This window comes from Microbacterium sp. TPU 3598, assembly GCF_002356155.1.
Lineage (GTDB): Bacteria > Actinomycetota > Actinomycetes > Actinomycetales > Microbacteriaceae > Microbacterium > Microbacterium maritypicum_A.
Genome location: NZ_AP017975.1, coordinates 1,305,210 through 1,329,279 on the forward strand (window position 1 = coordinate 1,305,210; position 24,070 = coordinate 1,329,279).

The 24,070-nt window shown below is 68.9% G+C and carries 26 protein-coding genes and 1 riboswitch; of the genes, 24 read left to right on the forward strand and 2 right to left on the reverse strand.

The annotated features are described in order from the left end of the window. Window positions 1-20: 20 nt before the first annotated feature. The 7 genes from MST3598_RS06125 to MST3598_RS06155 all read left to right on the forward strand — a co-directional run bounded on the left by MST3598_RS06125 (window position 21) and on the right by MST3598_RS06155 (window position 5,446). Window positions 21-1,115, forward strand: a complete 1,095-nt coding sequence (locus MST3598_RS06125; RefSeq protein ID WP_029260603.1) for a histidinol-phosphate transaminase — start codon at window positions 21-23, stop codon at window positions 1,113-1,115. Then, complete coding sequence (gene hisB / locus MST3598_RS06130; RefSeq protein WP_096359484.1) at window positions 1,112-1,729, forward strand: imidazoleglycerol-phosphate dehydratase HisB; 618 nt, start codon at window positions 1,112-1,114, stop codon at window positions 1,727-1,729. The genes MST3598_RS06125 and hisB overlap by 4 nt, the downstream gene beginning before the upstream one ends. Next, window positions 1,726-2,361, forward strand: a complete 636-nt coding sequence (gene hisH / locus MST3598_RS06135; protein WP_021199778.1) for an imidazole glycerol phosphate synthase subunit HisH — start codon at window positions 1,726-1,728, stop codon at window positions 2,359-2,361. The genes hisB and hisH overlap by 4 nt, the downstream gene beginning before the upstream one ends. Before the next feature lie 103 nt (window positions 2,362-2,464). Continuing rightward, window positions 2,465-3,211 (forward strand): bifunctional 1-(5-phosphoribosyl)-5-((5-phosphoribosylamino)methylideneamino)imidazole-4-carboxamide isomerase/phosphoribosylanthranilate isomerase PriA, encoded by a 747-nt coding sequence (priA, locus tag MST3598_RS06140; RefSeq protein ID WP_029260604.1) that lies wholly within the window; start codon window positions 2,465-2,467, stop codon window positions 3,209-3,211. Continuing rightward, the gene (locus MST3598_RS06145) at window positions 3,195-3,992 is read left to right on the forward strand and encodes an SseB family protein (protein ID WP_029260605.1); all 798 of its coding nucleotides are present in this window, start codon (window positions 3,195-3,197) and stop codon (window positions 3,990-3,992) included. Before priA ends, MST3598_RS06145 begins: the two co-directional genes overlap by 17 nt. Window positions 3,993-4,014: 22 nt before the next feature. Beyond that, the gene (locus MST3598_RS06150; RefSeq protein WP_029260606.1) at window positions 4,015-4,428 is read left to right on the forward strand and encodes a hypothetical protein; all 414 of its coding nucleotides are present in this window, start codon (window positions 4,015-4,017) and stop codon (window positions 4,426-4,428) included. Between the two features lie 244 nt (window positions 4,429-4,672). Next, entirely contained in the window at window positions 4,673-5,446 is a 774-nt protein-coding gene (locus MST3598_RS06155) for a hypothetical protein (RefSeq protein WP_029260607.1), read from the forward strand. 37 nt (window positions 5,447-5,483) lie between these two features. Here the strand turns inward: MST3598_RS06155 and MST3598_RS06160 are convergent, their stop codons facing one another. Continuing rightward, entirely contained in the window at window positions 5,484-5,882 is a 399-nt protein-coding gene (locus MST3598_RS06160; protein ID WP_017828562.1) for a DUF1844 domain-containing protein, read from the reverse strand. A 255-nt stretch (window positions 5,883-6,137) separates the two neighbouring features. Here MST3598_RS06160 and infC point away from each other — a divergent pair, with 255 nt between their 5' ends. The 3 genes from infC (at window position 6,138) to rplT (ending at window position 7,453) form a co-directional block, all read left to right on the forward strand. Further along, the gene (gene infC, locus MST3598_RS06165) at window positions 6,138-6,764 is read left to right on the forward strand and encodes a translation initiation factor IF-3 (RefSeq protein WP_096359486.1); all 627 of its coding nucleotides are present in this window, start codon (window positions 6,138-6,140) and stop codon (window positions 6,762-6,764) included. A 73-nt stretch (window positions 6,765-6,837) separates the two neighbouring features. Beyond that, window positions 6,838-7,032: a 50S ribosomal protein L35 gene (rpmI, locus tag MST3598_RS06170; protein ID WP_017828564.1), complete on the forward strand. Its 195-nt coding sequence runs from the start codon at window positions 6,838-6,840 to the stop codon at window positions 7,030-7,032. 34 nt (window positions 7,033-7,066) lie between these two features. Continuing rightward, window positions 7,067-7,453, forward strand: coding sequence for a 50S ribosomal protein L20 (rplT, locus tag MST3598_RS06175; protein ID WP_021199772.1), 387 nt, complete (start codon window positions 7,067-7,069; stop codon window positions 7,451-7,453). Between the two features lie 8 nt (window positions 7,454-7,461). Here rplT and MST3598_RS06180 read toward each other — a convergent pair whose 3' ends face one another. After that, on the reverse strand, window positions 7,462-7,914 hold the full coding sequence (locus tag MST3598_RS06180; protein WP_081860203.1) for a ribosomal maturation YjgA family protein: 453 nt from the start codon (window positions 7,912-7,914) through the stop codon (window positions 7,462-7,464). Between the two features lie 57 nt (window positions 7,915-7,971). On the opposite strand from MST3598_RS06180, the gene MST3598_RS06185 reads away from it, so the two are divergent. The 14 genes from MST3598_RS06185 to MST3598_RS06250 all read left to right on the forward strand — a co-directional run bounded on the left by MST3598_RS06185 (window position 7,972) and on the right by MST3598_RS06250 (window position 23,950). Continuing rightward, window positions 7,972-8,784 (forward strand): TrmH family RNA methyltransferase, encoded by an 813-nt coding sequence (locus MST3598_RS06185; protein ID WP_029260610.1) that lies wholly within the window; start codon window positions 7,972-7,974, stop codon window positions 8,782-8,784. Between the two features lie 36 nt (window positions 8,785-8,820). After that, window positions 8,821-9,492 (forward strand): response regulator transcription factor, encoded by a 672-nt coding sequence (locus MST3598_RS06190; protein ID WP_021199769.1) that lies wholly within the window; start codon window positions 8,821-8,823, stop codon window positions 9,490-9,492. Window positions 9,493-9,495: 3 nt separating this feature from the next. Further along, on the forward strand, window positions 9,496-10,872 hold the full coding sequence (locus MST3598_RS06195; protein ID WP_021199768.1) for a sensor histidine kinase: 1,377 nt from the start codon (window positions 9,496-9,498) through the stop codon (window positions 10,870-10,872). After that, a complete protein-coding gene (locus tag MST3598_RS06200; protein WP_029260611.1) occupies window positions 10,869-11,831 on the forward strand; it encodes a TAXI family TRAP transporter solute-binding subunit in 963 nt (320 codons plus the stop codon). The genes MST3598_RS06195 and MST3598_RS06200 overlap by 4 nt, the downstream gene beginning before the upstream one ends. A 254-nt stretch (window positions 11,832-12,085) precedes the next feature. After that, complete coding sequence (locus MST3598_RS06205; protein ID WP_029260612.1) at window positions 12,086-12,832, forward strand: amino acid ABC transporter ATP-binding protein; 747 nt, start codon at window positions 12,086-12,088, stop codon at window positions 12,830-12,832. A 55-nt stretch (window positions 12,833-12,887) separates the two neighbouring features. After that, on the forward strand, window positions 12,888-13,805 hold the full coding sequence (locus MST3598_RS06210; protein WP_021199765.1) for a glutamate ABC transporter substrate-binding protein: 918 nt from the start codon (window positions 12,888-12,890) through the stop codon (window positions 13,803-13,805). Between the two features lie 81 nt (window positions 13,806-13,886). After that, window positions 13,887-14,534: an amino acid ABC transporter permease gene (locus MST3598_RS06215; protein WP_021199764.1), complete on the forward strand. Its 648-nt coding sequence runs from the start codon at window positions 13,887-13,889 to the stop codon at window positions 14,532-14,534. Then, the gene (locus tag MST3598_RS06220) at window positions 14,531-15,433 is read left to right on the forward strand and encodes an amino acid ABC transporter permease (protein ID WP_021199763.1); all 903 of its coding nucleotides are present in this window, start codon (window positions 14,531-14,533) and stop codon (window positions 15,431-15,433) included. Before MST3598_RS06215 ends, MST3598_RS06220 begins: the two co-directional genes overlap by 4 nt. A gap of 42 nt (window positions 15,434-15,475) precedes the next feature. Then, window positions 15,476-16,516, forward strand: a complete 1,041-nt coding sequence (pheS, locus tag MST3598_RS06225) for a phenylalanine--tRNA ligase subunit alpha (RefSeq protein ID WP_021199762.1) — start codon at window positions 15,476-15,478, stop codon at window positions 16,514-16,516. Further along, window positions 16,516-19,026 carry a phenylalanine--tRNA ligase subunit beta gene (gene pheT, locus MST3598_RS06230; protein WP_029260613.1) on the forward strand — a complete coding sequence of 837 codons (2,511 nt, stop codon included), beginning with the start codon at window positions 16,516-16,518 and terminating at the stop codon, window positions 19,024-19,026. Before pheS ends, pheT begins: the two co-directional genes overlap by 1 nt. Window positions 19,027-19,111: 85 nt before the next feature. After that, complete coding sequence (locus MST3598_RS06235; RefSeq protein ID WP_051671222.1) at window positions 19,112-19,840, forward strand: DUF402 domain-containing protein; 729 nt, start codon at window positions 19,112-19,114, stop codon at window positions 19,838-19,840. A gap of 60 nt (window positions 19,841-19,900) precedes the next feature. Next, entirely contained in the window at window positions 19,901-20,863 is a 963-nt protein-coding gene (locus tag MST3598_RS06240) for an NAD-dependent epimerase/dehydratase family protein (protein ID WP_029260615.1), read from the forward strand. Between the two features lie 6 nt (window positions 20,864-20,869). Beyond that, a riboswitch (TPP riboswitch) is annotated at window positions 20,870-20,964 on the forward strand. Next, window positions 20,955-21,803 carry a hydroxyethylthiazole kinase gene (thiM, locus tag MST3598_RS06245; RefSeq protein ID WP_029260616.1) on the forward strand — a complete coding sequence of 283 codons (849 nt, stop codon included), beginning with the start codon at window positions 20,955-20,957 and terminating at the stop codon, window positions 21,801-21,803. It overlaps the preceding riboswitch by 10 nt. Further along, a complete protein-coding gene (locus MST3598_RS06250) occupies window positions 21,800-23,950 on the forward strand; it encodes a bifunctional hydroxymethylpyrimidine kinase/phosphomethylpyrimidine kinase (protein ID WP_029260617.1) in 2,151 nt (716 codons plus the stop codon). Before thiM ends, MST3598_RS06250 begins: the two co-directional genes overlap by 4 nt. The last annotated feature ends 120 nt before the right edge of the window (window positions 23,951-24,070 follow it).

The following is a 24,070-nucleotide window of genomic DNA, read 5'->3' on the forward strand; positions in this document are numbered from 1 at the left end:
GAGGCAAGGCGCCGCTTAACATGGGAAGGGTGACCCTCTCCCTCAACGATCTCCCGCTACGTGACGATCTTCGCGGATTGACGCCATACGGCGCTCCGCAAGCGCCGCTCCCGATCGCGCTCAACGTGAACGAGAACACGCATCCGATCCCCGACGCGGTGGCGAGCGACATCCTCGACGACATCGCCGTCGCGATCCGCGACGTCAACCGCTATCCGGACCGGGAGTTCACGACGCTCCGCGAGTCGTTCGCGGAGTACCTGGGGCACGGGCTCACGCCGGAGCAGATCTGGGCCGGCAACGGCTCGAACGAGGTTCTCCAGCACATCCTCCAGGCTTTCGGAGGTCCCGGGCGCACGGCGTTCGGTTTCGCGCCGACGTATTCGATGTACCCGCTCATCGCCCAGGGGACGGGAGCACGCTGGATCGCCGGCACGCGTCAGCCCGACTACACGATCACCCCGGACGAGGCTGCCGAGCAGGTGCGGGCCGCCGATCCCGATGTGGTCATCCTCTGTTCTCCCAACAACCCCACCGGCACGCCGCTCGGGCTGGACGTGATCGAAGCCGTGTACGACGCGGCCCGTGGCATCGTGATCGTGGATGAGGCGTACCAGGAGTTCGCGCCGCGCGATGCGATCTCCGCCCTGACCCTGCTCGACGGGCGCCCGCGTCTCGCCGTCTCGCGCACCATGAGCAAGGCCTTCGCCTTCGCCGGGGCCCGGGTCGGGTACCTCGCTGCCGACCCCGCCTTCATCGACGCGTTGCGCCTGGTGCGTCTGCCTTATCACCTGAGCGCTCTCACCCAGGCGGCGGCGATAGCGGCCCTGCGCAACGCCGACGTGATGCTCGCGATGGTGGAGGAGATCGTCGAGCAGCGCGATCGGATCACGGCGACCCTCGAAGCGCTCGGATACCAGCCGCACGAATCGTGGTCGAACTTCGTCCTGTTCGGCGGCGTCGCCGACCCGCGGGCCACCTGGCAGCAGCTGTACGACCGCGGCGTGCTCGTGCGCGATGTCGGCATCCCCGGACACCTCAGGGTCAGCGCGGGCACGGAGGCCGAGACCACCGCGTTCCTCGAGGCGCTGGCCTCGATAGGATCGGCTTCATGAGCACCCCCGCACTGAACCCGCGCACCGCGAACCGTGTGCGCAGCACGTCGGAGTCCACCGTCGAGCTCGAGCTGAACCTCGACGGCACCGGGGCGAGCCGTATCGACACGTCTGTGCCGTTCTTCGACCACATGCTCACCGCCTTCGCGAAGCATTCGCTGACCGACCTCACGGTGCGAGCTTCCGGCGACACGCACATCGACGCGCACCACACGGTGGAAGACGTCTCGATCGTGCTCGGCCAAGCCATTCTCGAAGCTCTCGGGGACAAGTCCGGGATCTCCCGTTACGGCGACGCGCTCGTTCCCCTCGACGAGGCACTGGCGCAGGCGGTCGTCGACATCTCCGGTCGTCCGTATCTCGTGCACACGGGAGAGCCTGAAGGCTTCGAACACCACCTCATCGGCGGGCACTTCACCGGTTCGCTGGTGCGTCACTCATTCGAGGCCATCAGTTTCAATGCCGGTCTGACCGTGCACGTGCGTGTGCTCGGCGGGCGTGATCCGCACCACATCGCCGAGGCGGAGTACAAGGCGTTCGCCCGCGCGTTCCGCGAGGCCAAGGCTCTGGATCCGCTCGTCGACGGGATCCCGTCCACGAAGGGTGCGCTGTGAGCGCAGCGCCCCGGGTCGCGGTGTTCGACTACGAGTCGGGCAACGTCCACTCGGCGGTGAAGGCGCTCGTCGCCGCCGGCGCGGATGCCGTGCTGACGCGCGACCGCGCCACCGCTCTCGAGGCGGATGGACTCGTCGTTCCCGGTGTCGGGGCGTTCCAGGCCGTCCGCGATGCCCTGCGCGCCCACGGAGGGGACGAGATCATCGATCGCCGTCTCGCCGGCGGCCGTCCGGTCCTCGGGATCTGCGTCGGGATGCAGGTCCTCTTCGAGCACGGCGTCGAGCGCGGTCACGACACCGAAGGGCTCGGCGAGTGGCCCGGCGCGGTCACCGAGCTCAATGCCCCGGTGCTGCCGCACATGGGCTGGAACACGGTCGAGCCCGGTGCCGACAGCGTGCTCTTCCGAGGCATCGAGCAGGAGCGCTTCTACTTCGTGCACTCCTACGCCGCGCAGTCCTGGGAACTCGACGTCATCCCGCCGTTCCCCGAGCCCGTTTTGACCTGGACGACGTACGGCGACCCGTTCCTCGCCGCCGTCGAGAACGGGCCGCTCTCGGCGACGCAGTTCCACCCGGAGAAGTCCGGGGAAGCCGGCATCCAGCTGCTGCGCAACTGGGTCGGAAGCCTCTGACGTCTTCGGCAGGCGTCACCCGTTTTGTTCCCCGCCGTCCGGCGGACTACCCTCGGTTCTCGTGCCCGCACCGGGCCGTAGAGCTTCCCGATCCAAGGACCCCATGAACGACTTCGCGCAGTCCCCCTCGCTCACGCTCCTTCCCGCGGTCGATGTCGCCGGGGGCAAGGCCGTCCGTCTGACCCAGGGTGAGGCCGGAACCGAGACCAGCTACGGCGACCCGTTGGATGCCGCAGGGGAGTGGGTGGCGCAGGGAGCGAAGTGGATCCACCTCGTCGACCTCGACGCCGCATTCGGCCGTGGCAGCAACGCGCCGATCCTGCGCAAGGTCATCAAGCAGTTCAAGGGTGTGAGCATCGAGCTCTCCGGAGGCATCCGCGACGATGCGACGTTGGAGGCGGCTCTGGAGAGCGGCGCCACCCGGATCAACCTGGGCACGGCCGCGCTGGAGAACCCGGAGTGGGCGGCCGATGTGATCGGCCGTTACGGCGAGGCGATCGCGGTCGGCCTCGACGTCCGGGGGACGACGCTCGCCGCCCGCGGATGGACCAAGGAGGGCGGTGACCTCTGGGAGGTTCTCGACCGCCTCGAAGACGCCGGCTGCAGCCGTTATGTCGTCACCGACGTCACGAAGGACGGCACTCTTCGCGGCCCCAACATCGAACTGCTCCGCGAGGTCACCTCACGTACCCCGAAACCGGTCGTCGCATCCGGCGGGATCTCGAGCCTCGACGACATCGCCGCGCTCCGCGATCTCGTGCCGCTGGGCGTCGAAGGTGCGATCGTCGGCAAGGCACTCTACGCCGGCGCGTTCACGCTGGCTGAGGCTCTGGATGTCGCAGGAGACTGACGCGCACGCCTGTGGGCCGGAATCGCACAACCACGGCGATTCGGCGGGCGTCCCCTGGGAGGGGCGCAGCTTCGAGTCGAATCCGCACGCGGCGGACGACGGTTCCGCCGATCCCGCCCTGCTGGCCGCGCTGCTGCGGTTCCGTGCGGGTGAAGGCAGTCAGGTCGACGTGGTCGACGCCTTCCGTACCGCGCGCGTGCTGATTCCGCTTATCGCCGAGAAGGGTGAGGAGGGGGTCGCGCCGAGCGGTCTCACCGTCGACAAGACGCAGGAACTGTCCATCGTGACGGTCGCGGCGCCTGACGGCCGGCGCGTGCAGCCGGTCTTCTCGTCCGTGCAGGCGATGCAGGCATGGGATCCGACCGCGCGACCGATCCCCGTCGAGGCCGTTCGAGCCGCGTTGGCGGCGTCGGCGGAGGACACCGATCTCATCGTTCTCGACCCGACGTCAGAGACGGAGTTCGTGATCCGGCGTCCCGCGGTCTGGGCGATCGCTCAGGAGCAGCGCTGGGAGCCCAGCTTCCTGTCGACAGAGGTGTTCACGGCTCTCCAGGAGAGCGTGGCGCACGAACTGGCAGTGATCGACGTGGCGGTGGCTGCGGGCGATCCCGACGCGCGGCTCCGGGGCCCCGAGCTGATCGTGGTCCTCGAGCTCGTCGACGGTCTGGAGCGTGAGGTGCTCGATGCCGTGCTCTCGCGTCTCGCTCAGCGCTGGGCGTCCGATGATCGCATCGCTGTGCTCGCCGACTCGCTGACCGTGAAGCTCCGCCGCAGCGTCTGAGAGCGTTCGCTACGATCGGGGCATGTCCCGCGGTCTGATGCGAGTCCTCGTCGTGGTCGCGCTCCTGGGTGGTGCCGCGACCGGCACCACGGGTTGCTATACCGCGTGCCCGGCGATCGGCTACGTCAACGGGGTGGTCGTCGACGTGAGCGTATTCCCGGAGACAGCGGCCATCCAGTTCTGCGTGGACGCGGAGTGCTCACCGGCGCCGGGGGAGGACGAGACCGTCTCGACCAACCTGTTCGCGGCGTCCCGTGAGGACGACGGGACCTGGCGGCTCATGTTCGACATGTCGACACCCGAGGACGTCGACATCCGCCTGTTCGACGCGCAGGGCACCGTCATCCACGAATCCGAGGAACCGATCGCCTGGACCCACGCTGATGGCCCGTGCGGCGGCCCCTCCACTGCGGACCCCCTGATCCTGGAGCCCTGATCCTTCATCGCCGGAGATGACGCTCTCCACGTCGGACCGCGGGCGGGAACGGGAACGCGTCTCCGCAGGGAGGTGCGCGGTCCGATCGCTGCTGCCGGTGCTGATAGCGTCGGAGATCCGTGCAGGAAGCGAGGAGGTGGTATCCGTGAACGAAGTGACGTCGGTGCTCCTCCGGGGAGTCACGGTCGGGCGATAGGTCGTCCGGGAGCGCCGCATATCAGCAGCACTCCCGAAAGGCATGACCATGCACTTCACGTCTGAACAGAACCTCGACGGCGGCCTCACCGAGCGCGAATTCACCATCGGTGACATCTCCGGCATCATGTGGACGCCGCCAGCCGCTTCCTCCTCCGCGCCGGTTCCCCTCATCCTGATGGGCCAACCCGGCGGAATCGGCATGCGAAGAATGTACTCCCGCCTGGCGGCGCGAGCGCGCAGCGCGGCGGCGCAAGGCTTCGCTGCGATCTCGATCGAGGCGCCCGGAGCGGGCGACCGAACGCCGCTGCCTGGCGCGGCGGCGGCGCGGGCCGACCTCGTTCGTGCGATCTCTGTCGGCGAAGAGCCGGGCGAGGAGGTCATCGACCAGCTGATACTTCCTCTCGTCGATCAGGCGGTGCCGGAATGGCAGACCACGCTCGACGAGGCTCTTGCCCTTCCCGAGATCGGCGAGCGGACGGCATTCTCCGGTGGGGTGATCGCAATCGGAGTACGTCTCGCCGCGATCGACTCGCGCATCGTCGCGGCAGGCCTCTTCGCCGGAAGCTATGTGCCCCGTACGACGTTGGAGGAGGCGCGTCGGGTCACCATCCCGCTGCATGTCCTCCTGCAATGGGATGACGAGGGCAACGACCGCCGGATGGCGCTCGACCTGTTCGACGCCTTCGGATCGACCGAGAAGACGCTCTACGCCAACATGGGCGGCCACACGGGCGTCCCGCAGTTCGCCGGCGAGGATGCCGCGCGCTTCTTCGCCCGCCATCTCGGCTCTGTCGGCGGCGGAGAATGCGCGGCTTCGTGAGCCCGTCGGTTGCGCAGGTCTCACACCTGCGCCGAAGCTAGTTGACCGGTCCGGTCCACTTCTCGCCCGGGCCCTTGCCGATCGGGTCGGGGATCGTGGAGGCCTCGCGGAAGGCGAGCTGCAGTGAACGAAGGCCGTCGCGCAGGGAGCGCGCGTGCATATCGCTGATCTCCGGAGCGCCGGCGGTGATGAGTCCGGCGAGGGCGTTGATGAGCTTGCGCGCTTCGTCGAGGTCGATCTGCGCCGCGGCGTCCGGATCGTCGGCGAGCCCGAGCTTGACGGCTGCCGCGCTCATGAGGTGCACGGCGGCGGTGGTGATCACCTCGACGGCGGGTACATCGGCGATGTCTCGTGTGGCCGACGATGCGGCCTCCTCCTGACGTGCCCAGCGCTCTTCGCGCTCGCGTGCAGCCTCGTCCGGTGCCTGGTTCGTCACTTCGCCTTGCTTTCTGTTAGACTTTGGCGGGCTCCGGAGCGTCATGCTCCGGATCGAAAGAGGATTCACTTCCCACCCGCGCTTGCCGTTCAAGGCTACCGGGTCTTGCACTCCACCGGCTCCGTTCGCAAGACGGACCCGGCAGGTAGGGTGCGGAGCCGGCGTCTGAATGCCGGTGGGCGGGGACGATTCCGATTTCGCCCGTGATGCAGACAGCATCGCGGTGGCCGAATCACATCGTCTAAGGAGTTCCGCATCAGCGATCCCCGTACCAATGAGCGCATCCGCGTCCCCGAGGTCCGCCTCGTCGGCCCCGCGGGTGAGCAGATCGGCGTCGTCCGCATCGAGGCAGCGCTGCGCCTCGCGCAGGAAGCCGATCTCGACCTCGTCGAGGTCGCCCCCAACTCGAAGCCGCCCGTCGTCAAGATCATGGACTACGGCAAGTTCAAGTACGAGGCCGCCCAGAAGGAAAAGGAAGCTCGCCGCAACCAGGCGAACACGATCCTCAAGGAAGTCCGTTTCCGTCTGAAGATCGAGGCCCACGACTACACGACCAAGCTCAAGCGCGCCGAGGGGTTCCTCAAGGCCGGCGACAAGGTCAAGGCCATGATCCTTTTCCGTGGTCGTGAGCAGTCGCGTCCCGAGCAGGGTGTTCGTCTGCTGCGCAAGTTCGCCGAAGACGTGGCCGAGCTCGGCACGGTCGAGTCGAACCCGACCATCGACGGTCGCAACATGGTCATGATCGTGGCGCCGCTCAAGAGCAAGTCCGAGGCCAAGCAGGAGCAGAATGCGGTTCGTGACGCGCAGCGCGCGGCGAACAAGCAGGCTTCGCGCGACGCGAAGAACGAGTCGGACGCACCGGCCGCAGCTCCGGCGGAGTGACTCCCGCCCCCAGAACTCCCGCACCGCGGGTTGACACCGTCGCCTGAGAAGGCGCCATACGAAGGAAGAGAAGATGCCGAAGCAGAAGACCCACTCGGGTGCTAAGAAGCGCTTCAAGATCACCGGAAGCGGAAAGCTGAAGAAGCAGCAGGCCGGGATGCGCCACAACCTCGAGCACAAGTCGAGCCGTCGCACCCGTCGTCTGAACCAGGACCAGGTGCTGTCGAAGGCTGACACCAAGGTCGCGAAGAAGCTTCTCGGTCGCTGACGCGCGCCGAACGCACGAATAGGAACACAGGAAAATGGCAAGAGTCAAGCGGGCAGTAAACGCCCACAAGAAGCGCCGGGTCATCCTCGAGCGCGCCTCCGGTTACCGCGGACAGCGTTCGCGCCTGTACCGGAAGGCCAAAGAGCAGGTCATCCACTCGCTGGTCTACTCGTACCGTGACCGTCGCAAGCGCAAGGGTGACTTCCGTCGCCTGTGGATCCAGCGCATCAACGCTGCGGCTCGCCAGAACGGCATGACCTACAACCGCTTCATCCAGGGCCTCGGCATCGCCGGTGTCACGGTGGACCGTCGCATGCTCGCCGACCTCGCGGTCAACGACGCGGCGACGTTCACGACGCTGGTCGAGACGGCGAAGAAGGCTCTGCCCTCCGACGTCAACGCACCGAAGTCGGCTGCGTAAGCACCTCTTCACACAGGGCGCTCTCCTTCGGGAGGGCGCCCTGTGGCGTTTCTGGATGCACTGCGGCCCACGGCCCGCGTGACTCCCATGTCGATCAGGGAGGTCGCGGCGACCGCGATCGCGTACACGGCGAGGTCCCGCAGGTCGAAGCCCGAGCCGAGGACGAGTCGGATCGGCGGGAACATCGCTCCCCATTCGCGCGGAAGGCCGGTGAGCTGGAGCAGCTCGACGCCGGCGCAGACCACGAAGGACAGGAACGCCACAGCGGGACGAGGCCATCGCGGGGCGACGAGGGCCACGAGCAGGTAGATGAGCACGGCGTACAGCGCGTCGCCCGCGATGTCGCCGACCGCACCGCTCATGCCGCGATGGACGACCAGACCGATCCCGACCGTCGCGACAGCGAGAACGGCGAGGGCGACCCGCCGACGAGAGGTGTTCGCAGCAGCGCTGTGGGTCATCCCGGCACCTTATCCCGATGGTGCGGGAACCAGCCCGGCGTTCCCTAGACTGTGATCGTGCTGGAGAACCCCCGTTCGCCCCGAGTCCGAGCCGTCGCGAAGCTGACCAAACGAAGCGCGAGGACCGAGACGGGCCTGTTCCTTCTGGAAGGCCCGCAGTCCGTGCGCGAAGCGCTCACCTATCGTCCCGAGGCGATCGTCGAGCTGTTCGCGACGCCCAACGGGTGGGAGCGGCACCCCGACATCCGCGCGAAGGCCGCCGATGCCGACATCGACGTCGAGTACGTCACCGAGTACGTCCTCAACGCGATGGCCGACACCGTCACTCCGCAGGGACTCGTGGCGGTGGTGCAGCAGACACCGACCTCCGTGCGCGACATCTTCGACGCCGCGCCGCGACTGGTGGCGATCTGCGAAGAGGTGCGCGATCCCGGCAATCTCGGCACGATCATCCGGGCGGCGGATGCGGCGGGCGCCGATGCCGTCGTGCTCACGGGACGAACCGTCGATCCGTACAACCCGAAGGTGGTGCGTGCCACGACGGGTTCGCTGTTCCACCTCCCGGTGTCGGTCGGGGGAGACCTCGCCGATGTCGTCAAGCGCGCACACGATGCAGGTCTCCGCATCCTCGCAGCCGATGTGAAGGGTGACGATCTCCTGGAGGCGCGCGCCGAGGGCGTGCTCGCCGAGCCCACCGGATGGCTCTTCGGGAACGAGGCGCGGGGGCTCGAAGACGATGCGCTGGCCCTCGCCGACCAGGTGCTCAAGCTGCCCATCTTCGGTCGTGCCGAATCCCTCAACCTGGCGACGGCCGCCAGCGTGTGCCTCTACGAGAGTGCATTTGCACAGCGTGCGTCCGCTGGCGACTGAGTTCTCGGGCGCCGAGGGAAGCAGGAAGCGGAGTCGATGAGGATTCTGATCGTCGAGGACGACGACCGGGTCGCCGGGGCGCTCGAGGCCTTCCTCGGACGGTCGGGATACGCGACTGTGCGCGCGGCGGACGGCGCTGCCGCGCTGGGCATGCTGGGAGCCGACACCGAGGTGGTCCTCCTCGACCTCGGTCTCCCCGACATCGACGGCGTCGACCTGTGCCGTCGCATCCGGGGGCGCTCGGAGGTTCCGATCGTGATCGTGACCGCCCGCAACCAGGTCGCCGAACGCATCAAGGGACTGCGCGCGGGCGCGGATGACTTCGTCGTGAAGCCCTATGACGTGCACGAGCTCCTCGCCAGGATCGAGGCGGTCACCCGGAGGTCGAGGCCGATGAGACCGGAGGCCGACGCCCGGGTGCTGCTGCACGACGGCCATGTCGACATCGACCTCGTCGCCCGTCAGGTGCTCGTCGACGGCACGGCGATCGACCTCACACGCAAGGAGTTCGACATCGTCGCCGTCCTCGCCCGATACCCGGGGGTGGCGGTGCCGAAGGAGCGCCTGATCCGTGAGGTATGGAACACCGACTGGCGCGGGTTCGGGCACTCGCTCGAGGTGCACGTCGGAGCGATCAGGAAGAAGACCGGAGTCCGTGGGGTCATCGAGACCGTGCGCGGAGTCGGCTACCGTCTTGCGGGGTCCTGAGCCATGCGGCGCCGTCTGATCATCGTCTTCCTCGTGCCGCTCGTCGCGATCCTGGCCGCGCTCGGCGGCGCAGCCGGATGGAGTGCGGCGCACAGCGTCCAGCAGGCGTTCTACACGCAGCAGCTCGGCGACCTCGGGTATTTCGTCACGAGTGCGCGTCAGGCCCTGCGGTCCGGCAGCGCCGCCGTGATCGACGCCGAGGTGGCGCGCTTCCGCGAGGTGTACGGAATCGAGGTCACGGTCTTCGATCTCGGCGGCAATGTCTGGGCGGCGGGGGAGCAGGACCCGGCCGCGCTCCCGGACGAGGACGCCGAGCGGGTCAGACTCGCGCTTTCCGGGCGGCGTGCCGAGCAGCCGACGGTCCTGTTCCCGTGGACCGTCGCGGACGCCGCCCTGGCCGAGCCGGTGTTCGACGACGGGGACGTGATCGGTGCCGTGCTGGTGGCCGGAGATGTGGAGGCGCCGCGCGCGGCGATCCTCCAGCAGATCCTGCTCATCTCGGCGATCGCGCTGGTGCTGGTCGCCCTCGGGGTGCTGCTCGTGTTCCGGCTCGCCCGGTGGGTGCTGTCGCCGGTGCGACGGCTCGACGAGGCGATGGTGGCGATCGAGCGGGGCGAGATGGACGCGCGTGTCGCCGCCGACGACGGTCCGCCGGAGCTGCGCCGCATGGCGCAGGTCTTCAACGGCATGGCCGACGAGATCGAGCGTGTGATGACGCGGCAGCAGGAGTTCGCGCTGAATGCCTCCCACGAGCTGCGCAACCCCCTCAACGCCCTGCTCCTGCGCGTCGAGCATCTGGCGACGGGACTGGGGAAGGAGTGGCAGGGTGATGTCGAGGAGACGCGGGAAGAGGGGCGACGGATGACCCGCATCCTCGAAACGCTCCTCGGGCTGGCTCGTGGGGGACGAGGCGACTCGACCATCTCGGCGGTCGACCTCGCGACGCTCGCCGCTCGCCGACGGGACGCGTGGCGCGACGTCGCCGCCCAGCGCGGGGTCGTCTTGCGTGCCACGGGGGTTTCGCCGGTGATGAGCGTGACCGACCGGACGATCGTGGAGAGTGCGCTGGATGCGGTGATCGACAATGCCGTGAAGTTCTCTCCCGAGGGCGCGCCGATCGAGATCGGTGCGGAACGCGAGGGCCAGGTCTGCCGGATCACCGTCCGCGATCACGGTCCGGGGCTGACGGAGGAGCAGGCCGCGGCGGCGACCGACCGGTTCTGGCGCAGTGCCGACAGCGGGGACACCCCGGGGTCCGGACTCGGCCTCGCCATCGCTAGTGACCTGCTCGCCACGGTCGGCGGCGAATTGGCCGTCGCTGCGGCGGAGGGCGGCGGTCTCGCTGTCACACTCGTGCTCCACGACGGGACGACCCCGTGACGGCCGGCGTGCGACGGTTCCTCGCCGGCGCGAGCGCTCTCCTGTTGGCGGTCGGCGTGACCGCGTGCAGTCCGCGTGCGAGCGAGTGGACGGACGAGGAGTACGCCATCGCCAGCGGCGGGTCCACCGGCGTCTACTACGACTACGGCAGCCACCTGGCCGAAGACCTGTCGGACTCGTTGGATATCCGGATGGTCGCGCAGGAGACGGCGGGTTCCGTCGACAACCTGCTGCGGGTGAGTTCGGGGGAGGCGCTGATCGGGTTCGCGCAGGGAGACGCCGCGGCAGACGCGGTGGCGGGCTCCGGCGCCTTCGACCATCCGCTGGAGGTGCAGGCCCTCGCCCGCCTGTACGACGAGTACGTGCAGGTCGTCGTACGCGGGGACTCTGAGATCTCGGGTATCGGGGATCTGGCCGGCCGCACCATCTCCCTCGGTGCGGAGAACTCCGGGGTGAACGTGATCGCCGCTCGGGTGCTGGATGCGGCAGGTGTCGATCTCGGCTCCGTGCGCAATCCCCAGCTCGACCTCAGCGAGTCGATCGAGGCGATGGAGCGTGGCGACATCGACGGCTTCTTCTGGGTCGGCGGGCTGCCCACCCCGGGGGTGGCCGAGCTCTCGGAGAGGTCATCGGTCCGCCTGCTCCCGATCGAGCAGGAGTGGGTCAACGAGGTGAACGAACGGTACTCGCACGCGTATCGACCGGCCGACGTCCCGGCCGGCACGTACGGCCTGCAGGATTCCGCGCCCACGATGGCCGTTCCCAACTATCTCGTCACCGCAGCCTCCACCCCGGACACCGTCGCTCGTGACGTGCTCGCCGGATTGTTCGATGCACGTCTGCGCATCGCGGGGGAGGTGCCGACCGCCGCGCTGCTGGACCGGCGTTCGGCGATCTTCACCGGCCCCGTCCCGCTGCACCCCGGGGCAGCCGACTACTACCGGGATCAGCGCGGCTGACTGCTCAAGAAATCCTCAAGAAGTCTGACACCGTGGGTGGCGCTCTGCCATTGTGAGGTCGATCGCGCACGATCGTCGCCTGTTGCTCAACTGTCGTTGGGGAGCTGCAGCAGGACGATTCCGCGGCCCGTGGGGGCGGGCCGCGGGGTACCCATGCACAGCAGCATTGGTGCCGCGATCAGGTGATTACGAACGTGTAAATCTCACCGAGGTGCCTGGAGACCCGCGTCCGACGTGGCTAGTTTGGAGAAATGATGACCTCTGATACCCCGCTTGTCGTGGTCGAGAACGTCCAGAAGCACTACGGCGACTTCCAGGCGCTCACCGACATCGACCTGACCGTCAACTCGGGAGAGGTCGTCGTCGTGATCGGCCCGTCCGGCTCCGGCAAGTCGACCCTGTGCCGCACGATCAACCGCCTCGAGACGATCACGAGCGGCACCATCCGCATCGACGGCAAGGAGCTGCCGGCAGAGGGGAAGGGACTCGCCCACCTGCGTGCGGACGTCGGCATGGTCTTCCAGTCCTTCAATCTCTTCGCACACCTCACGATCCTCGAGAACGTGACCCTCGGCCCGATCAAGGTCCGCGGCCTCAAGAAGGCGGATGCCGAGAAGGAGGCGATGGTGCTGCTCGAACGCGTGGGCGTGGCGCAGCAGGCATCGAAGCTCCCGGCCCAGCTGTCCGGCGGGCAGCAGCAGCGCGTGGCGATCGCCCGCGCCCTCGCGATGCAGCCCAAGGTGATGCTGTTCGACGAGCCGACCAGCGCCCTCGACCCCGAGATGATCAACGAGGTCCTCGACGTCATGGTCGAGTTGGCCCAGGACGGCATGACGATGATCGTCGTCACCCATGAGATGGGCTTCGCCCGCAAGGCCGCCGACCGCGTCGTCTTCATGGCCGACGGACGGATCGTGGAGGAGGCGACTCCCGAGGAGTTCTTCACGCACCCGAAGAGCGACCGCGCCAAGGACTTCCTCTCGAAGCTCCTCACGCACTGACGCCCCCGCACCGACCACACAGACCCTGCACACACAGCACACGAAGGAGACGCACATGCGACGCACACGGACACTGGCAGGTATCGGAATCGCAGCGGCCGCGCTGCTGGCGCTCACGGCCTGCAACAGCGGCACGCCGTCCAGCACAGGAGCCCCGGAGGGCGGCGACGAGGGCGACACCTCCAGCAGCACGCCGTGGACCGTGCTGACCGACGTCAGCATCGAGGGAAGCCCGACGTTCGACCGGATCGAGTCGGCAGGCACGGTCAAGGTCGGCGTCAAGGAGGACCAGCCGGGTCTGGGGTACCTCGACCCGGTGACCGGCGACCGCACCGGATTCGACGTCGACATCGCCCGCTGGATGGCCGCATCGCTCGGCGTCGACCCGGAGAAGATCGAGTTCCAGGCGATCGCCTCCGCGAACCGCGAGCAGGCCATCGTGAACGGCGACATCGACTACTACGTCGGCACGTACTCGATCACCGACAAGCGCAAGGAGCAGATCTCGTTCGCCGGGCCGTACTTCGTCACGGGTCAGGGCCTCCTCGTCGGTGCCGACAGCGACATCAAGAGCGTCGATGACCTGAGCGCGGAGACGACCGTCTGCTCGGCGACCGGCTCGACGCCGATCCAGAACATCAAGACGAACTACCCCGACGTGCCCACCAAGGAGTACGACACGTACTCGAAGTGCGTCGAGGACCTCAAGAACGGTCAGGTCGACGCCGTCACGACCGACGAGGCGATCCTCATCGGCTACGCGGCCCAGGACCCGGACAAGCTGAAGGTCGTCGGAGAGCCCTTCAGCGAGGAGCGCTACGGCATCGGACTCGCCAAGGGCGACGACGCTCTGGCCGAGTACTTCAACACGCAGCTGACCGACGGCGGCAAGATCTGGCAGCAGATCTTCGACAACAACCTCGGCGCGTCCGGCGTCAAGGCGACCCAGCCCGAGGTCGACCCGATCGGTTGATCCCGGCGGGGCGGTCGACCCGGTCGACCGCCCCGCTCATCGGCACGAACCACCCGAGAACCCGAATCGACAGGAGCAGCAGTGGGAGTCATCACCGACCACCTCGACCTCTGGGGAGAGGCACTGTGGGGAACCATCGTGCTGTTCCTGGGTGGCGGCATCATCGCGCTGGTCCTCGGGCTGATCGTCGGAGCCGCGCGTGTGTCTCCGGTTCCGATCGCCCGCGCCGTCGGCGGCGTGTACGTCAACTGGATCCGCAACACCCCGCTGACGCTCGTCATGTTCTTCTTCGCGTTCTGCCTCCCGATCCTGCTGGGGGAGCGGGTGAACCCCCTGCCTCTGGCAGTGGCCGCTCTCGGCATCTACACCGCGACGTACGTCGCCGAGGCGCTGCGAGCCGGCATCAACACCGTGCCCGTCGGCCAGGCCGAGGCGGCGCGAGCGATCGGCCTGAACTTCGGACAGGTCATGCGCTACGTCGTGCTGCCGCAGGCGACGCGCTCCGTCGTCCCGCCCATGATGAGCGTCCTCATCGCCCTCATGAAGAACACCACTGTGGCTGCGGGCTTCTCCGTCGCCAACCTGGGGACCATCCGGGCGGCATTGAGCGAACAGGGGGAGAACGCTCTGGCCGTGCTGCTCTGGGTCATGGTCGTCTTCGTGGTCCTGGTGCTGCTGCTCGCCTGGGTGCAGCGCGTTCTCGAGAACAAGTGGAGGATCGCGCGATGAGTTCCGTTCTTTTCGACGTCCCCGGCCCCCGTGCCATCGCCCGCAACCGGCTCATCGGAGCCGCCACGGTCCTCGTCGTCCTCGCCGTGCTCGGCTGGGTCGTGTGGAGGCTGTTCGCCACCGGACAGTTCTCCGCCGAGAAGTGGAACATCTTCACGTTCTCCGCCGTCTGGGTCCGCTTCGGCGAAGGGCTGCTGGCCACGCTGGCCGCCTTCGCGGTCGCCGGCGTCGGGTCCATCGCCCTCGGCTTCCTGCTCGGCATCGGCCGCCTGTCGGAGCACGCCTGGGTGCGTGAGCCCGTCCGGTGGATCATCGAGGTGCTGCGAGCGGTGCCCGTGCTCATCCTGATGATGCTGCTGTACTACGGCCTTCCCGTGATCGGCGTGAAGATGCCGCCGTATTGGGCCGTCGTGATCGCTCTGATCGTGTACAACGGGTCCGTGCTCGCCGAGGTGCTGCGTGCCGGCATCGAATCGCTGCCGCGCGGGCAGAAGGAAGCCGGCTATGCGATCGGACTCCGGAAGACCGGGGTGATGTACTTCATCCTGATCCCGCAAGCCGTGCGGGCCATGATGCCGGTGATCATCGCGCAGCTCGTCGTGGCGCTCAAGGACACCGCGCTCGGGTTCATCATCACGTACCAGGAGCTCCTCTACGTCATCAACCAGATCGGCAACCAGGCGCCTTACGGGTCCCCGCTGATCCCCGCGGCGATCGTCGGCGGATCGATGTACGTGGCCGTGTGTCTCCTGCTCTCCTACATCGCCTACCGCCTCCAGCGCCGTGCCAAGCGCTCGCCGAAGGCCGGGCCGGCGGTACCGGATCCCCGTCAGCACGGGGGCGAGACGAACACCTCGCTCATCGTCCTGCAGGGCGACGGGTCCGAGGCGTCGCGCTGATCCGCGAAAGCGACCCACGCGCCCCCGGTAGACTCGATTCTCGTGTCAGAGTCTCCTGAAATCACCCCGGAAGCGGTCGAAGCCGCTGTCGCCGACGCCCTCGCGGCGATCGCCGCAGCCACCGACACCGCCGAGCTGAAAGCGGCTCGTGCCGCACACGTCGCCGACGGATCGCCGCTCGCGGTCCTGAATGCCTCGATGCGACAGGTCGCCCCCGAGAACAAGGCCGCTTTCGGCAAGCTCGTGGGTCAGGGACGCGGGCGGGTGACGCAGGCGCTGGCGGCGAAGGAAGCCGAGCTGGCGGAGGCCGAGGTCGCTGCGCGGCTCGAGGCCGAGCGGGTCGACATCACCGCCGTGCCGTCGCGCACCCGCGTCGGTGCCCGGCACCCGCTCACCCTGCTCCAGGACCAGGTCTGCGACATCTTCGTCGGCATGGGATGGGAGATCGCGGAGGGGCCGGAGCTCGAGCACGAGTGGTTCAACTTCGACGCCCTGAACTTCGATGTCGACCACCCCGCCCGTCAGGAGCAGGATACGTTCTACGTCGACCCCACCTCCCGCCACCTCGTGATGCGCACGCACACGAGCCCGGTGCAGGTGCGTTCGATGCTCGACCGCGAGGTGCCGATCTACGTGCTGTGCCCGGGCCGCGTGTACCGCACCGACGAGTTCGACGCCACGCACCTGCCGGTGTTCACCCAGTTCGAGGGCCTCGTGATCGACAAGGGCATCACGATGGCGCACCTCAAGGGCACACTCGATCACTTCGCGAAGCAGCTCTTCGGGCCCGAGGCCAAGACGCGCTTCCGCACCAACTACTTCCCCTTCACCGAGCCCTCCGCCGAACTCGACCTGTGGCACCCGACCTTCAAGGGCGGCGCGCGCTGGATCGAATGGGGCGGCTGCGGCATGGTCAACCCGAACGTGCTGCGCGCCGCCGGGATCGACCCCGAGGTGTACAGCGGCTTCGCGTTCGGCATGGGCATCGAGCGGGGACTGATGTTCCGCAGCGACGTCCAGGACATGCGCGACATGGCCGAGGGCGATGTCCGATTCAGCGAGCAGTACGGGATGGTGGTGTGATGCGCGTCCCGCTTTCGTGGTTGCGTGAGTACGTCGATCTGGCAGCGGATGCCACGCCCGAGGACGTCCTCGCGGCACTGGTGACCGTCGGATTCGAAGAAGAGGATGTGCACCGCTTCGACATCACCGGTCCCGTGGTCGTCGGACAGGTCGTCTCGCTCGAGGCCGAGCCGCAGTCGAACGGCAAGACCATCAACTGGTGCCAGGTCGACGTCGGCGAGACGAACGGCGGCATCCGCGGGATCGTCTGCGGCGCGCACAACTTCGTCGCCGGTGACAAGGTCGTCGTGACGCTACCCGGTGCCGTGCTTCCCGGTCCGTTCCCGATCGCCGCCCGCAAGACCTACGGCCACGTGTCGGACGGCATGATCGCGTCGGCGCGCGAGCTCGGCCTGGGCGATGAGCACAACGGCATCGTGGTGCTGTCCGATCTCGGCATCGACGCGCCCGTCGGCACCGACGCGATCGCTCTGCTCGGCCTCGATGACGTCGCGGTGGAGATCAACGTCACTCCCGACCGTGGATATGCCTTCTCGCTCCGCGGCGTGGCCCGTGAGTACGCGCATGCCACCGGTGCGACCTTCCGCGACCCGGCCGAGCGCGACTTCGCCGAGCTCCAGCCCGGGTCCGGGCACACGACCGTGGTCGATGACGTCGCACCCGTGCGCGGGAACGTGGGTGCGAGCGAGTTCGTGACCCGCGTCGTCCGCGGTGTCGACCCCTCACGTCCGACGCCGCCGTGGATGGTCGCCCGGCTGAGTCTTGCGGGCATGCGCTCGCTGGGCGTGCTGATCGACATCACCAACTACGTGATGCTCGAGCTCGGCCAGCCGCTGCACGGCTACGACCTCGACAAGCTCACGGGCGGCATCACGGTGCGCCGTGCCGCTCCCGGCGAGAAGATGACCACGCTCGACGGCGTCGAGCGCGCTCTGCACGCGGAAGACCTCCTCATCACCGACGAGTCCGGCCCGATCGGCCTCGCCGGCGTCATGGGCGGTGGCACGACCGAGATGAGCGACACCACGCGGAACGTGCTGATCGAGGCGGCGAACTTCGACCCCACGACCATCGCCCGCTCGGCACGTCGACACAAGCTGCCCAGTGAGGCGTCCAAGCGCTTCGAACGCGGTGTCGACCCGCTGATCCCGTTCGTGGCCGCCCGCCGCGCTGCCGACCTCATGGTCGAGCTCGCCGGCGGCACGCTCACGGAGGAGGGTGGCGCGCTGTTCGCCGAGGTCTTCGTCGGCGAGATCGAGCTCCCCGCCGGATTCGTGCAGGGGCTCATCGGCGTCGACTACTCCGACGACGAGATCACCGGTGCGCTGACCACCATCGGTGCCGATGTCACGGCGTCGGATGCGGGTTCCGGCTGGACCGTGATCCCGCCGACCTGGCGGCCCGACCTCACCGACAAGTGGACGCTCGCGGAGGAGGTCGCCCGCATCCACGGGCTCGACCGCATCCCCTCGGTGCTGCCGACGCCCCCGTCCGGTCGCGGCCTCACCGCCGACCAGCAGGGTCGTCGACGCGTAGCCGATGCCCTGGCTGCTGCCGGTCTCGTCGAGACGCCGTCGTTCCCGTTCACCACCGAGGCGCAGAACGACCTCCACGGCTCCGCATCGGGTGAACACCTCCCGAGCATCCGCCTGGCGAATCCACTCGACGGGCAGGCGCCGTATCTGCGTCGTTCGCTCATTCCCGGTCTGCTGCAGACCGCGCACCGCAACATCTCGCGCGGACTCACCGACCTGGCGATCTTCGAGACCGGCGTGGTCTTCCTGCCCGAGCCGGGCGTGGAGTACGGCACGGACGAGGTGCCGCCGCTGGGCGAGCGCCCGTCCGATGAGACGCTCGCCGCCCTGAACGCGTCGATCCCGCCGCAGCACCGGTTCATCTCCGCGCTGCTCACCGGCCTTGTCTCCCCGCGTCAGCCCGGTCGTCCCGCCGAAGCCGCAGGTCTCGTCGAGGCACTGGACGCGGTCCGCGTCATCGCGGCGGCGGCGGGCGTCGACATCGACGTGGTCCAGGCCGAGCGTGCGGCCCTGCACCCCGGACGCACCGGATCGCTCCGGGTCGCCGGGGAAGAGGTCGGCTACGTCGGTGAGCTGCATCCCGCTGTGGCGGAGGGCGCCGACCTTCCGGGGCGCGCGACCGTGTTCGAGCTCGACCTCGACCGCATCCTGTCGCTCGCCGGTGGTCGGGTCGTCGCGGCCTCGCTGTCGACGTTCCCTGCTGCGACGCAGGACGTCTCGCTCACGCTGCCGGCAGACGTTCCGGCCGCGGATGTGCAGGCGGCTCTCGCCGAGGGTGCCGGTGCGCTGCTGGAATCGGTGCGTCTCGTCGACGAATATCGCGGGGAGGGCGTGCCGGACGGCTCGAAGAGCCTGACGTTCGCCCTGCGCTTCCGTGCCGACGATCGCACGCTCACGGCGGCCGAGGCCACCGAGGCCAAGCTCGCCGGTGTCGAGGTCGCCGCACAGCGCTTCGGAGCCGCACTGCGCGACTGAGCACGGGAGCGCGACGCACCGCGTCGTGGGACGTACCGTGTCGTCGGTCAGACGATTCCGGTCGGCGCCGGAGTACCGTGGCGGGATGAGAATCCTCCCCCAGGGCACTCCGGCCGCCGTCCTGGATGACGCGCGGCCGCTCGGAGAAGGACCGTTCCTCGAGTCGGGCATGCAGATCGACTGGCACTATCGGAAGCCGGGATGGCAGCCGGGGGAGCCCTCCAGGATCGCTCCGATGCGGGTGGTGCGCGACGACGAACGGGGGCTCGTCGCATGGCTCGCGCCCGGAACGCTGCAGGAGGCTCCGGGAGCTCTCGGCGGACAGCGAGTGCGTGAAGTACCGCTCGCGCGACGCTGGCTCGAGCCGCGGACGCGCATCGTCGAGCCCTGGCGCGGGAACGGCGTGCTGTGCATCGCCCCCGCCGGGCTGCCATGGTCGGTCTGGTTGTTCTGGAGCGACACCACAGGCCCGGACTGGTCCTTCGCCGGCTGGTACGTGAACCTCGAGAACGCCCATCTGCGCACCGATCACGACACCTACTCGTCCGACCACATCCTCGACGTCGAGATCGATCCGGAGGGCGGCATCCACCTCAAAGACGAGGACGAGCTCGTCGCCGCGATCCAGCAGGGGCGTCTCAGCCCCGAGCAGGCGGCGCAGATCGAGCGGTACGCGGACGCGGCCATCGCCTCGTTCGAGTCCGGTGGCTGGCCGTTCGACGCCGCGTGGACACGTTGGCAGCCCGATCCCGCGTGGAGCGTCCCGGTGCTCGCGGGCCTGGATCGTCTGCGCACGCCCACCGATCTGCTCTGAACCGATCTGCTGTGGGCGGAAGAGGTTCCGCAGAGATCCGCCACCTGATGACATGGAATCATGACGGATGTTCTGATCCTCGGCGGTACGGGCTGGCTCTCCGGGCGCATCGCCCGGAGGTGGGTCGACGAAGGCGCCGCGGTCACGTGTCTCGGCCGCGGTTCTCGTCCGGCCCCCGAGGGTGCCGTGCTCGTGCGCGGCGATCGTGAGGATGCCGACGTCTATGCCGATCTCTCGCGGCGGGACTGGGATCACGTCGTGGACGTCTCGTCCCAGGCGGTGCAGGTCGAGACCGCGGTCGATGCGCTCGGCGATCGGGCGGGGCGCTGGACCTACGTATCGTCCGTCTCGGTGTACTCCGATGACGAGACGGTCGGAGCAGATGAGTCGACGCCGCGACATCCGGCTGCGAGCCCGGGTGATGAGTACGACTACGGTGCGCAGAAGGCAGCAGCCGAAGATGCTGTCCTGCGCCTGGGGGAGCGCGGCTTCATCGTGCGCCCTGGGCTCATCGTGGGCGACGGCGACCCCAGCGACCGGTTCGGGTACTGGGCCGCGGCGTTCGCGCGAGCAGGCTCGGAAGCCGTGCTGCTGCCGCCTCTCGAGGGAGGGAGCACGCAGGTCATCGATGTCGACGATCTCGCGGCGTACATCGTCACGGCGACACGCAGCGGCGCGGTCAACGGCGTAGGCGATGAGCACCCCCTCGCCGATGTGCTGGGTGCGGTGCGCCTCGCGGTCGGTCACACCGGCTCCGTGTTCGTCGCGGACGAGGGATGGCTCCGTGCGCACGACGTCGAGTACTGGGCGGGGCCGCGGTCCCTGCCGCTGTGGCTGCCGACCGACATGAGTGGCTTCATGACCCGCTCGAATCGCGCATTCCACGCGAGCGGCGGGCGGCTTCGTCCGCTCACGGACACGATCGAGCGCGTCGTCGCCGACGAACGGTCACGAGGCGTCGACCGGGAGCGCCATGCCGGCCTCACACGGGCAGAGGAGAGGGCTCTGCTGAGCGATCGCTAGACTGCGAGCAGTGACACGGGGTGCCGCGATCCGCGGCTGAGAACAGACCCGTCGAACCTGATCTAGTTCGTACTAGCGAAGGGATGTCGCGATGAGCGATCTTCTGCGTCCTGAATCCACCCACGACCTCGCCGGTTCCGCCGCGACCCTCCTGGAGGTGCTGCGCGAGGCTCCGCCGTTGACGCACTGCATCACCAATGCGGTCGTGACGGGATTCACCGCCAACGTGCTGCTGGCACTGGGGGCCGCCCCCGCAATGGTCGACATCGTCGACGAGGCGGGGATGTTCGCCGGGGTCGCTTCCGGGGTGCTGATCAACCTGGGGACTCCCGCGCCCGAGCAGCGGGCGGCGAGTCTGGAGGCGGTCGCCGGAGCCGCGGCGAACGGTACGCCTTGGGTTCTCGACCCGGTAGCGATCGGTGCGCTTCCGGTGCGCACCGCCCTCGCCCACCGGCTCGCGCAGCACCGACCGACCGCTATCCGCGGCAACGCCTCCGAGATCCTCGCCCTCGCCGGGCTCAGCACGGGCGGACGTGGGGTGGATGCCACCGACACCACGGACTCCGCAGCCGATGCCGCCGCAACGCTCGCGCGGACCACGGGCGCGGTGGTCGCAGTGTCGGGGCCGATCGATCTCATCACCGACGGGGTGCGGATGCTGCGCCTCGCCAACGGCCACGAGCTGCTGACCCGCGTGACGGGAGGAGGATGCGCGCTCGGCGCGGTGATGGCGGCCTTCCTCGGTGCGGCCGAGGCGACGGATCACGATGCGCTGACCGCTGTGGCTTCCGCGAGCCTCGTCTACACGATCGCCGCCGAGCGGGCAGCGGCGACATCCGCGGGGCCGGGCAGCTTCGCCGTCGCCCTGCTGGATGCGCTCGCCGCGGTGGGCCCCGACGACATCAGAGCCGATGCACGCGTCGAAGGCGGCGTCCGGTGAACGCCGATCTCTCGCTCTACCTCGTCACGGACGCGGCGCTCTGCGGGGACAGGGGCGTCGTCGAGACGGTGCGCCGAGCGGTCGACGGTGGGGTGCGAATCGTCCAATTGCGCGATAAGGACGCGACCGACGCCGAGACGGTCGATCAGCTGATCGCGTTGTCGCGGGTGATCGACGGGCGGGCGCTGCTCGTCGTGAACGACCGGCTGGACGCCGTGGTCGCTGCCCGGGAACGGGGCGCTCGGGTCGACGGCGTGCATCTGGGACAGGGCGATGCCTCGGTGCTGCGTGCGCGTGAGGCGCTCGGACCCGACGCGCTGGTCGGCCTCACCGCGAACACTCGTGCGCATCTCGACGCGGTCGATGCTCTGCCCGCCGGCACCGTCGACTATCTGGGTGTCGGTGTGATCCGCCCGACCGCCACCAAACCCGATCACCCCGCTCCTCTCGGCGTCGACGGCTTCCGTGATCTCGTGGCGGCCAGCTCGCTGCCGTGCGTGGCGATCGGCGGCGTCGGCATCGATGACACGGAATCCCTCCGCGACGCCGGTGCGGCCGGGCTCGCCGTCGTCTCGGTGCTGTGCGCCGCCGACGATCCCGAGGCCACGGCAGCGGAGTTCCGCCGGCGCTGGCTCGCCGGCGCCGTGCCGCGGGTGCTCAGCATCGCCGGCAGCGATCCGTCCGGGGGCGCGGGCATCCAGGCCGACCTCAAGTCCATCGCCGCGAACGGCGGATACGGGATGGCGGTCCTCACTGCGCTGACGGCGCAGAACACGCAGGGAGTGCGTGCCGTGCACGTGCCGCCCGCGTACTTCCTCCGCGCGCAGCTGGATGCGGTGTCGGACGACATTGTGATCGACGCCGTGAAGATCGGGATGCTCGCCGACGCCGACGTCATCCGCGTGGTGGGTGCGTGGCTCGACCGCGTTCGTCCGCCGGTCGTCGTGCTCGACCCCGTGATGGTGGCGACCTCCGGCGATCGGCTGCTGGATCCGGATGCCGAGCGAGCGCTGCACGATCTCCTCGCGCGGGCGACTCTGGTGACCCCGAACCTCGCCGAGCTCGCGGTGCTGTCCGGCCGCGACGTCGTCGACTGGGAGGACGCGCTCTCCGCGGCGGAGCAGCTGTCGGCCGCGGTCGGGGTGGCTGTCCTGGTCAAAGGCGGACACCTCGACGGCGATTCGGCTCCGGATGCGCTGGTCGATGCGCATCGCGGGACGCGCCAGGAGTTCGCCGGCACCCGGATCCCGACCAGGAACACGCACGGCACCGGCTGTTCGCTGTCGTCCGCGCTCGCGACGCTCCTCGCGCGCGGGGAGCGGCCGGCCGATGCGGTCAGCGCCGCGCGCGCCTGGCTCCGCGAATCCCTGCGCGCGGGGGACGCGCTGAGCGTGGGGCGGGGTCACGGGCCGATCGACCACTTCGCCGGGCTCCGGGAGCGTGCGGCGGCGCAGACTCGACCGGCGGCTGACGACATCGCCGAGGACTGGTGGCAGGACATCGCGGAGATCCGCGCGGGGATCGACGAACTCCCGTTCATCCGGGCGCTCGCCGAGGGGACGCTGGAGCGCGGTCCCTTCCTGACCTATCTCGCGCAGGACGCGCTGTATCTGCGCGAGTACGCCCGTGTCCTCGCCGAGGCCGCCCGGCTCGCGCCGACGTCGGAGGAACAGGCCTTCTGGGCCGATTCCGCGCACGGCTCGATCGTGGGCGAACTCGAGCTGCACGCGTCGTACCTGACCCCGGCTCAGGGAGTGAGCGCGGCGACGTTCGCCGCCGAGCCGGGGCCGGCGACCACCGCGTACCTCGACCACCTGCGCTCCGTCGCGTTCGGCGGCGACTACGGCGAGATCGTCGCGGCCGTCCTTCCCTGCTTCTGGCTCTACACCAACCTCGGCCGACGCCTGCATGCCGGAGAGTTCGGGGAGTACGCGCGGGATCCGCAGCATCCCTTCGCGTCCTGGCTCACGACGTACGCGGATCCGGCATTCGAGGCGGCGACGGAGAAGGCGATCGCCTACGCTTCCGAGGCTGCGGCGCAGGCCGATGCCCCGACCCGTGCGCGCATGCGCCGGGTGTTCGCGGTATCGAGCGCACACGAGCTCGCCTTCTTCGCCGCGCCGATGGGGCTGCAGCCGCTCAGATGACGGGGTGGATTTGCGGTGGCCGCCGGGGCCGCGCTACTGTCGCGACATGCCTTCGGCCGCCACCGCTTCTCCGACGCTCGCTCCGAGCGTCATCGCTGTGCGCCGACGCCGCGGCCGCCG

What these genes read in the sequence shown, in the direction of transcription:
- MST3598_RS06190 (WP_021199769.1), top strand. Translation starts at nt 8,821, where the DNA reads ATGAGGATTCTGATCGTCGAGGACGACGACCGGGTCGCCGGGGCGCTC.
- thiM (WP_029260616.1), top strand. Translation starts at nt 20,955, where the DNA reads ATGAGCGATCTTCTGCGTCCTGAATCCACCCACGACCTCGCCGGTTCC.
- priA (WP_029260604.1), top strand. Translation starts at nt 2,465, where the DNA reads ATGAACGACTTCGCGCAGTCCCCCTCGCTCACGCTCCTTCCCGCGGTC.
- MST3598_RS06180 (WP_081860203.1), bottom strand. Translation starts at nt 7,914, where the DNA reads ATGACCCACAGCGCTGCTGCGAACACCTCTCGTCGGCGGGTCGCCCTC.
- MST3598_RS06220 (WP_021199763.1), top strand. Translation starts at nt 14,531, where the DNA reads ATGAGTTCCGTTCTTTTCGACGTCCCCGGCCCCCGTGCCATCGCCCGC.
- MST3598_RS06125 (WP_029260603.1), top strand. Translation starts at nt 21, where the DNA reads ATGGGAAGGGTGACCCTCTCCCTCAACGATCTCCCGCTACGTGACGAT.
- MST3598_RS06240 (WP_029260615.1), top strand. Translation starts at nt 19,901, where the DNA reads ATGACGGATGTTCTGATCCTCGGCGGTACGGGCTGGCTCTCCGGGCGC.
- MST3598_RS06210 (WP_021199765.1), top strand. Translation starts at nt 12,888, where the DNA reads ATGCGACGCACACGGACACTGGCAGGTATCGGAATCGCAGCGGCCGCG.
- MST3598_RS06205 (WP_029260612.1), top strand. Translation starts at nt 12,086, where the DNA reads ATGACCTCTGATACCCCGCTTGTCGTGGTCGAGAACGTCCAGAAGCAC.
- MST3598_RS06195 (WP_021199768.1), top strand. Translation starts at nt 9,496, where the DNA reads ATGCGGCGCCGTCTGATCATCGTCTTCCTCGTGCCGCTCGTCGCGATC.
- MST3598_RS06145 (WP_029260605.1), top strand. Translation starts at nt 3,195, where the DNA reads ATGTCGCAGGAGACTGACGCGCACGCCTGTGGGCCGGAATCGCACAAC.
- rpmI (WP_017828564.1), top strand. Translation starts at nt 6,838, where the DNA reads ATGCCGAAGCAGAAGACCCACTCGGGTGCTAAGAAGCGCTTCAAGATC.
- rplT (WP_021199772.1), top strand. Translation starts at nt 7,067, where the DNA reads ATGGCAAGAGTCAAGCGGGCAGTAAACGCCCACAAGAAGCGCCGGGTC.
- MST3598_RS06150 (WP_029260606.1), top strand. Translation starts at nt 4,015, where the DNA reads ATGTCCCGCGGTCTGATGCGAGTCCTCGTCGTGGTCGCGCTCCTGGGT.
- hisB (WP_096359484.1), top strand. Translation starts at nt 1,112, where the DNA reads ATGAGCACCCCCGCACTGAACCCGCGCACCGCGAACCGTGTGCGCAGC.
- MST3598_RS06235 (WP_051671222.1), top strand. Translation starts at nt 19,112, where the DNA reads ATGAGAATCCTCCCCCAGGGCACTCCGGCCGCCGTCCTGGATGACGCG.
- MST3598_RS06155 (WP_029260607.1), top strand. Translation starts at nt 4,673, where the DNA reads ATGCACTTCACGTCTGAACAGAACCTCGACGGCGGCCTCACCGAGCGC.
- pheT (WP_029260613.1), top strand. Translation starts at nt 16,516, where the DNA reads ATGCGCGTCCCGCTTTCGTGGTTGCGTGAGTACGTCGATCTGGCAGCG.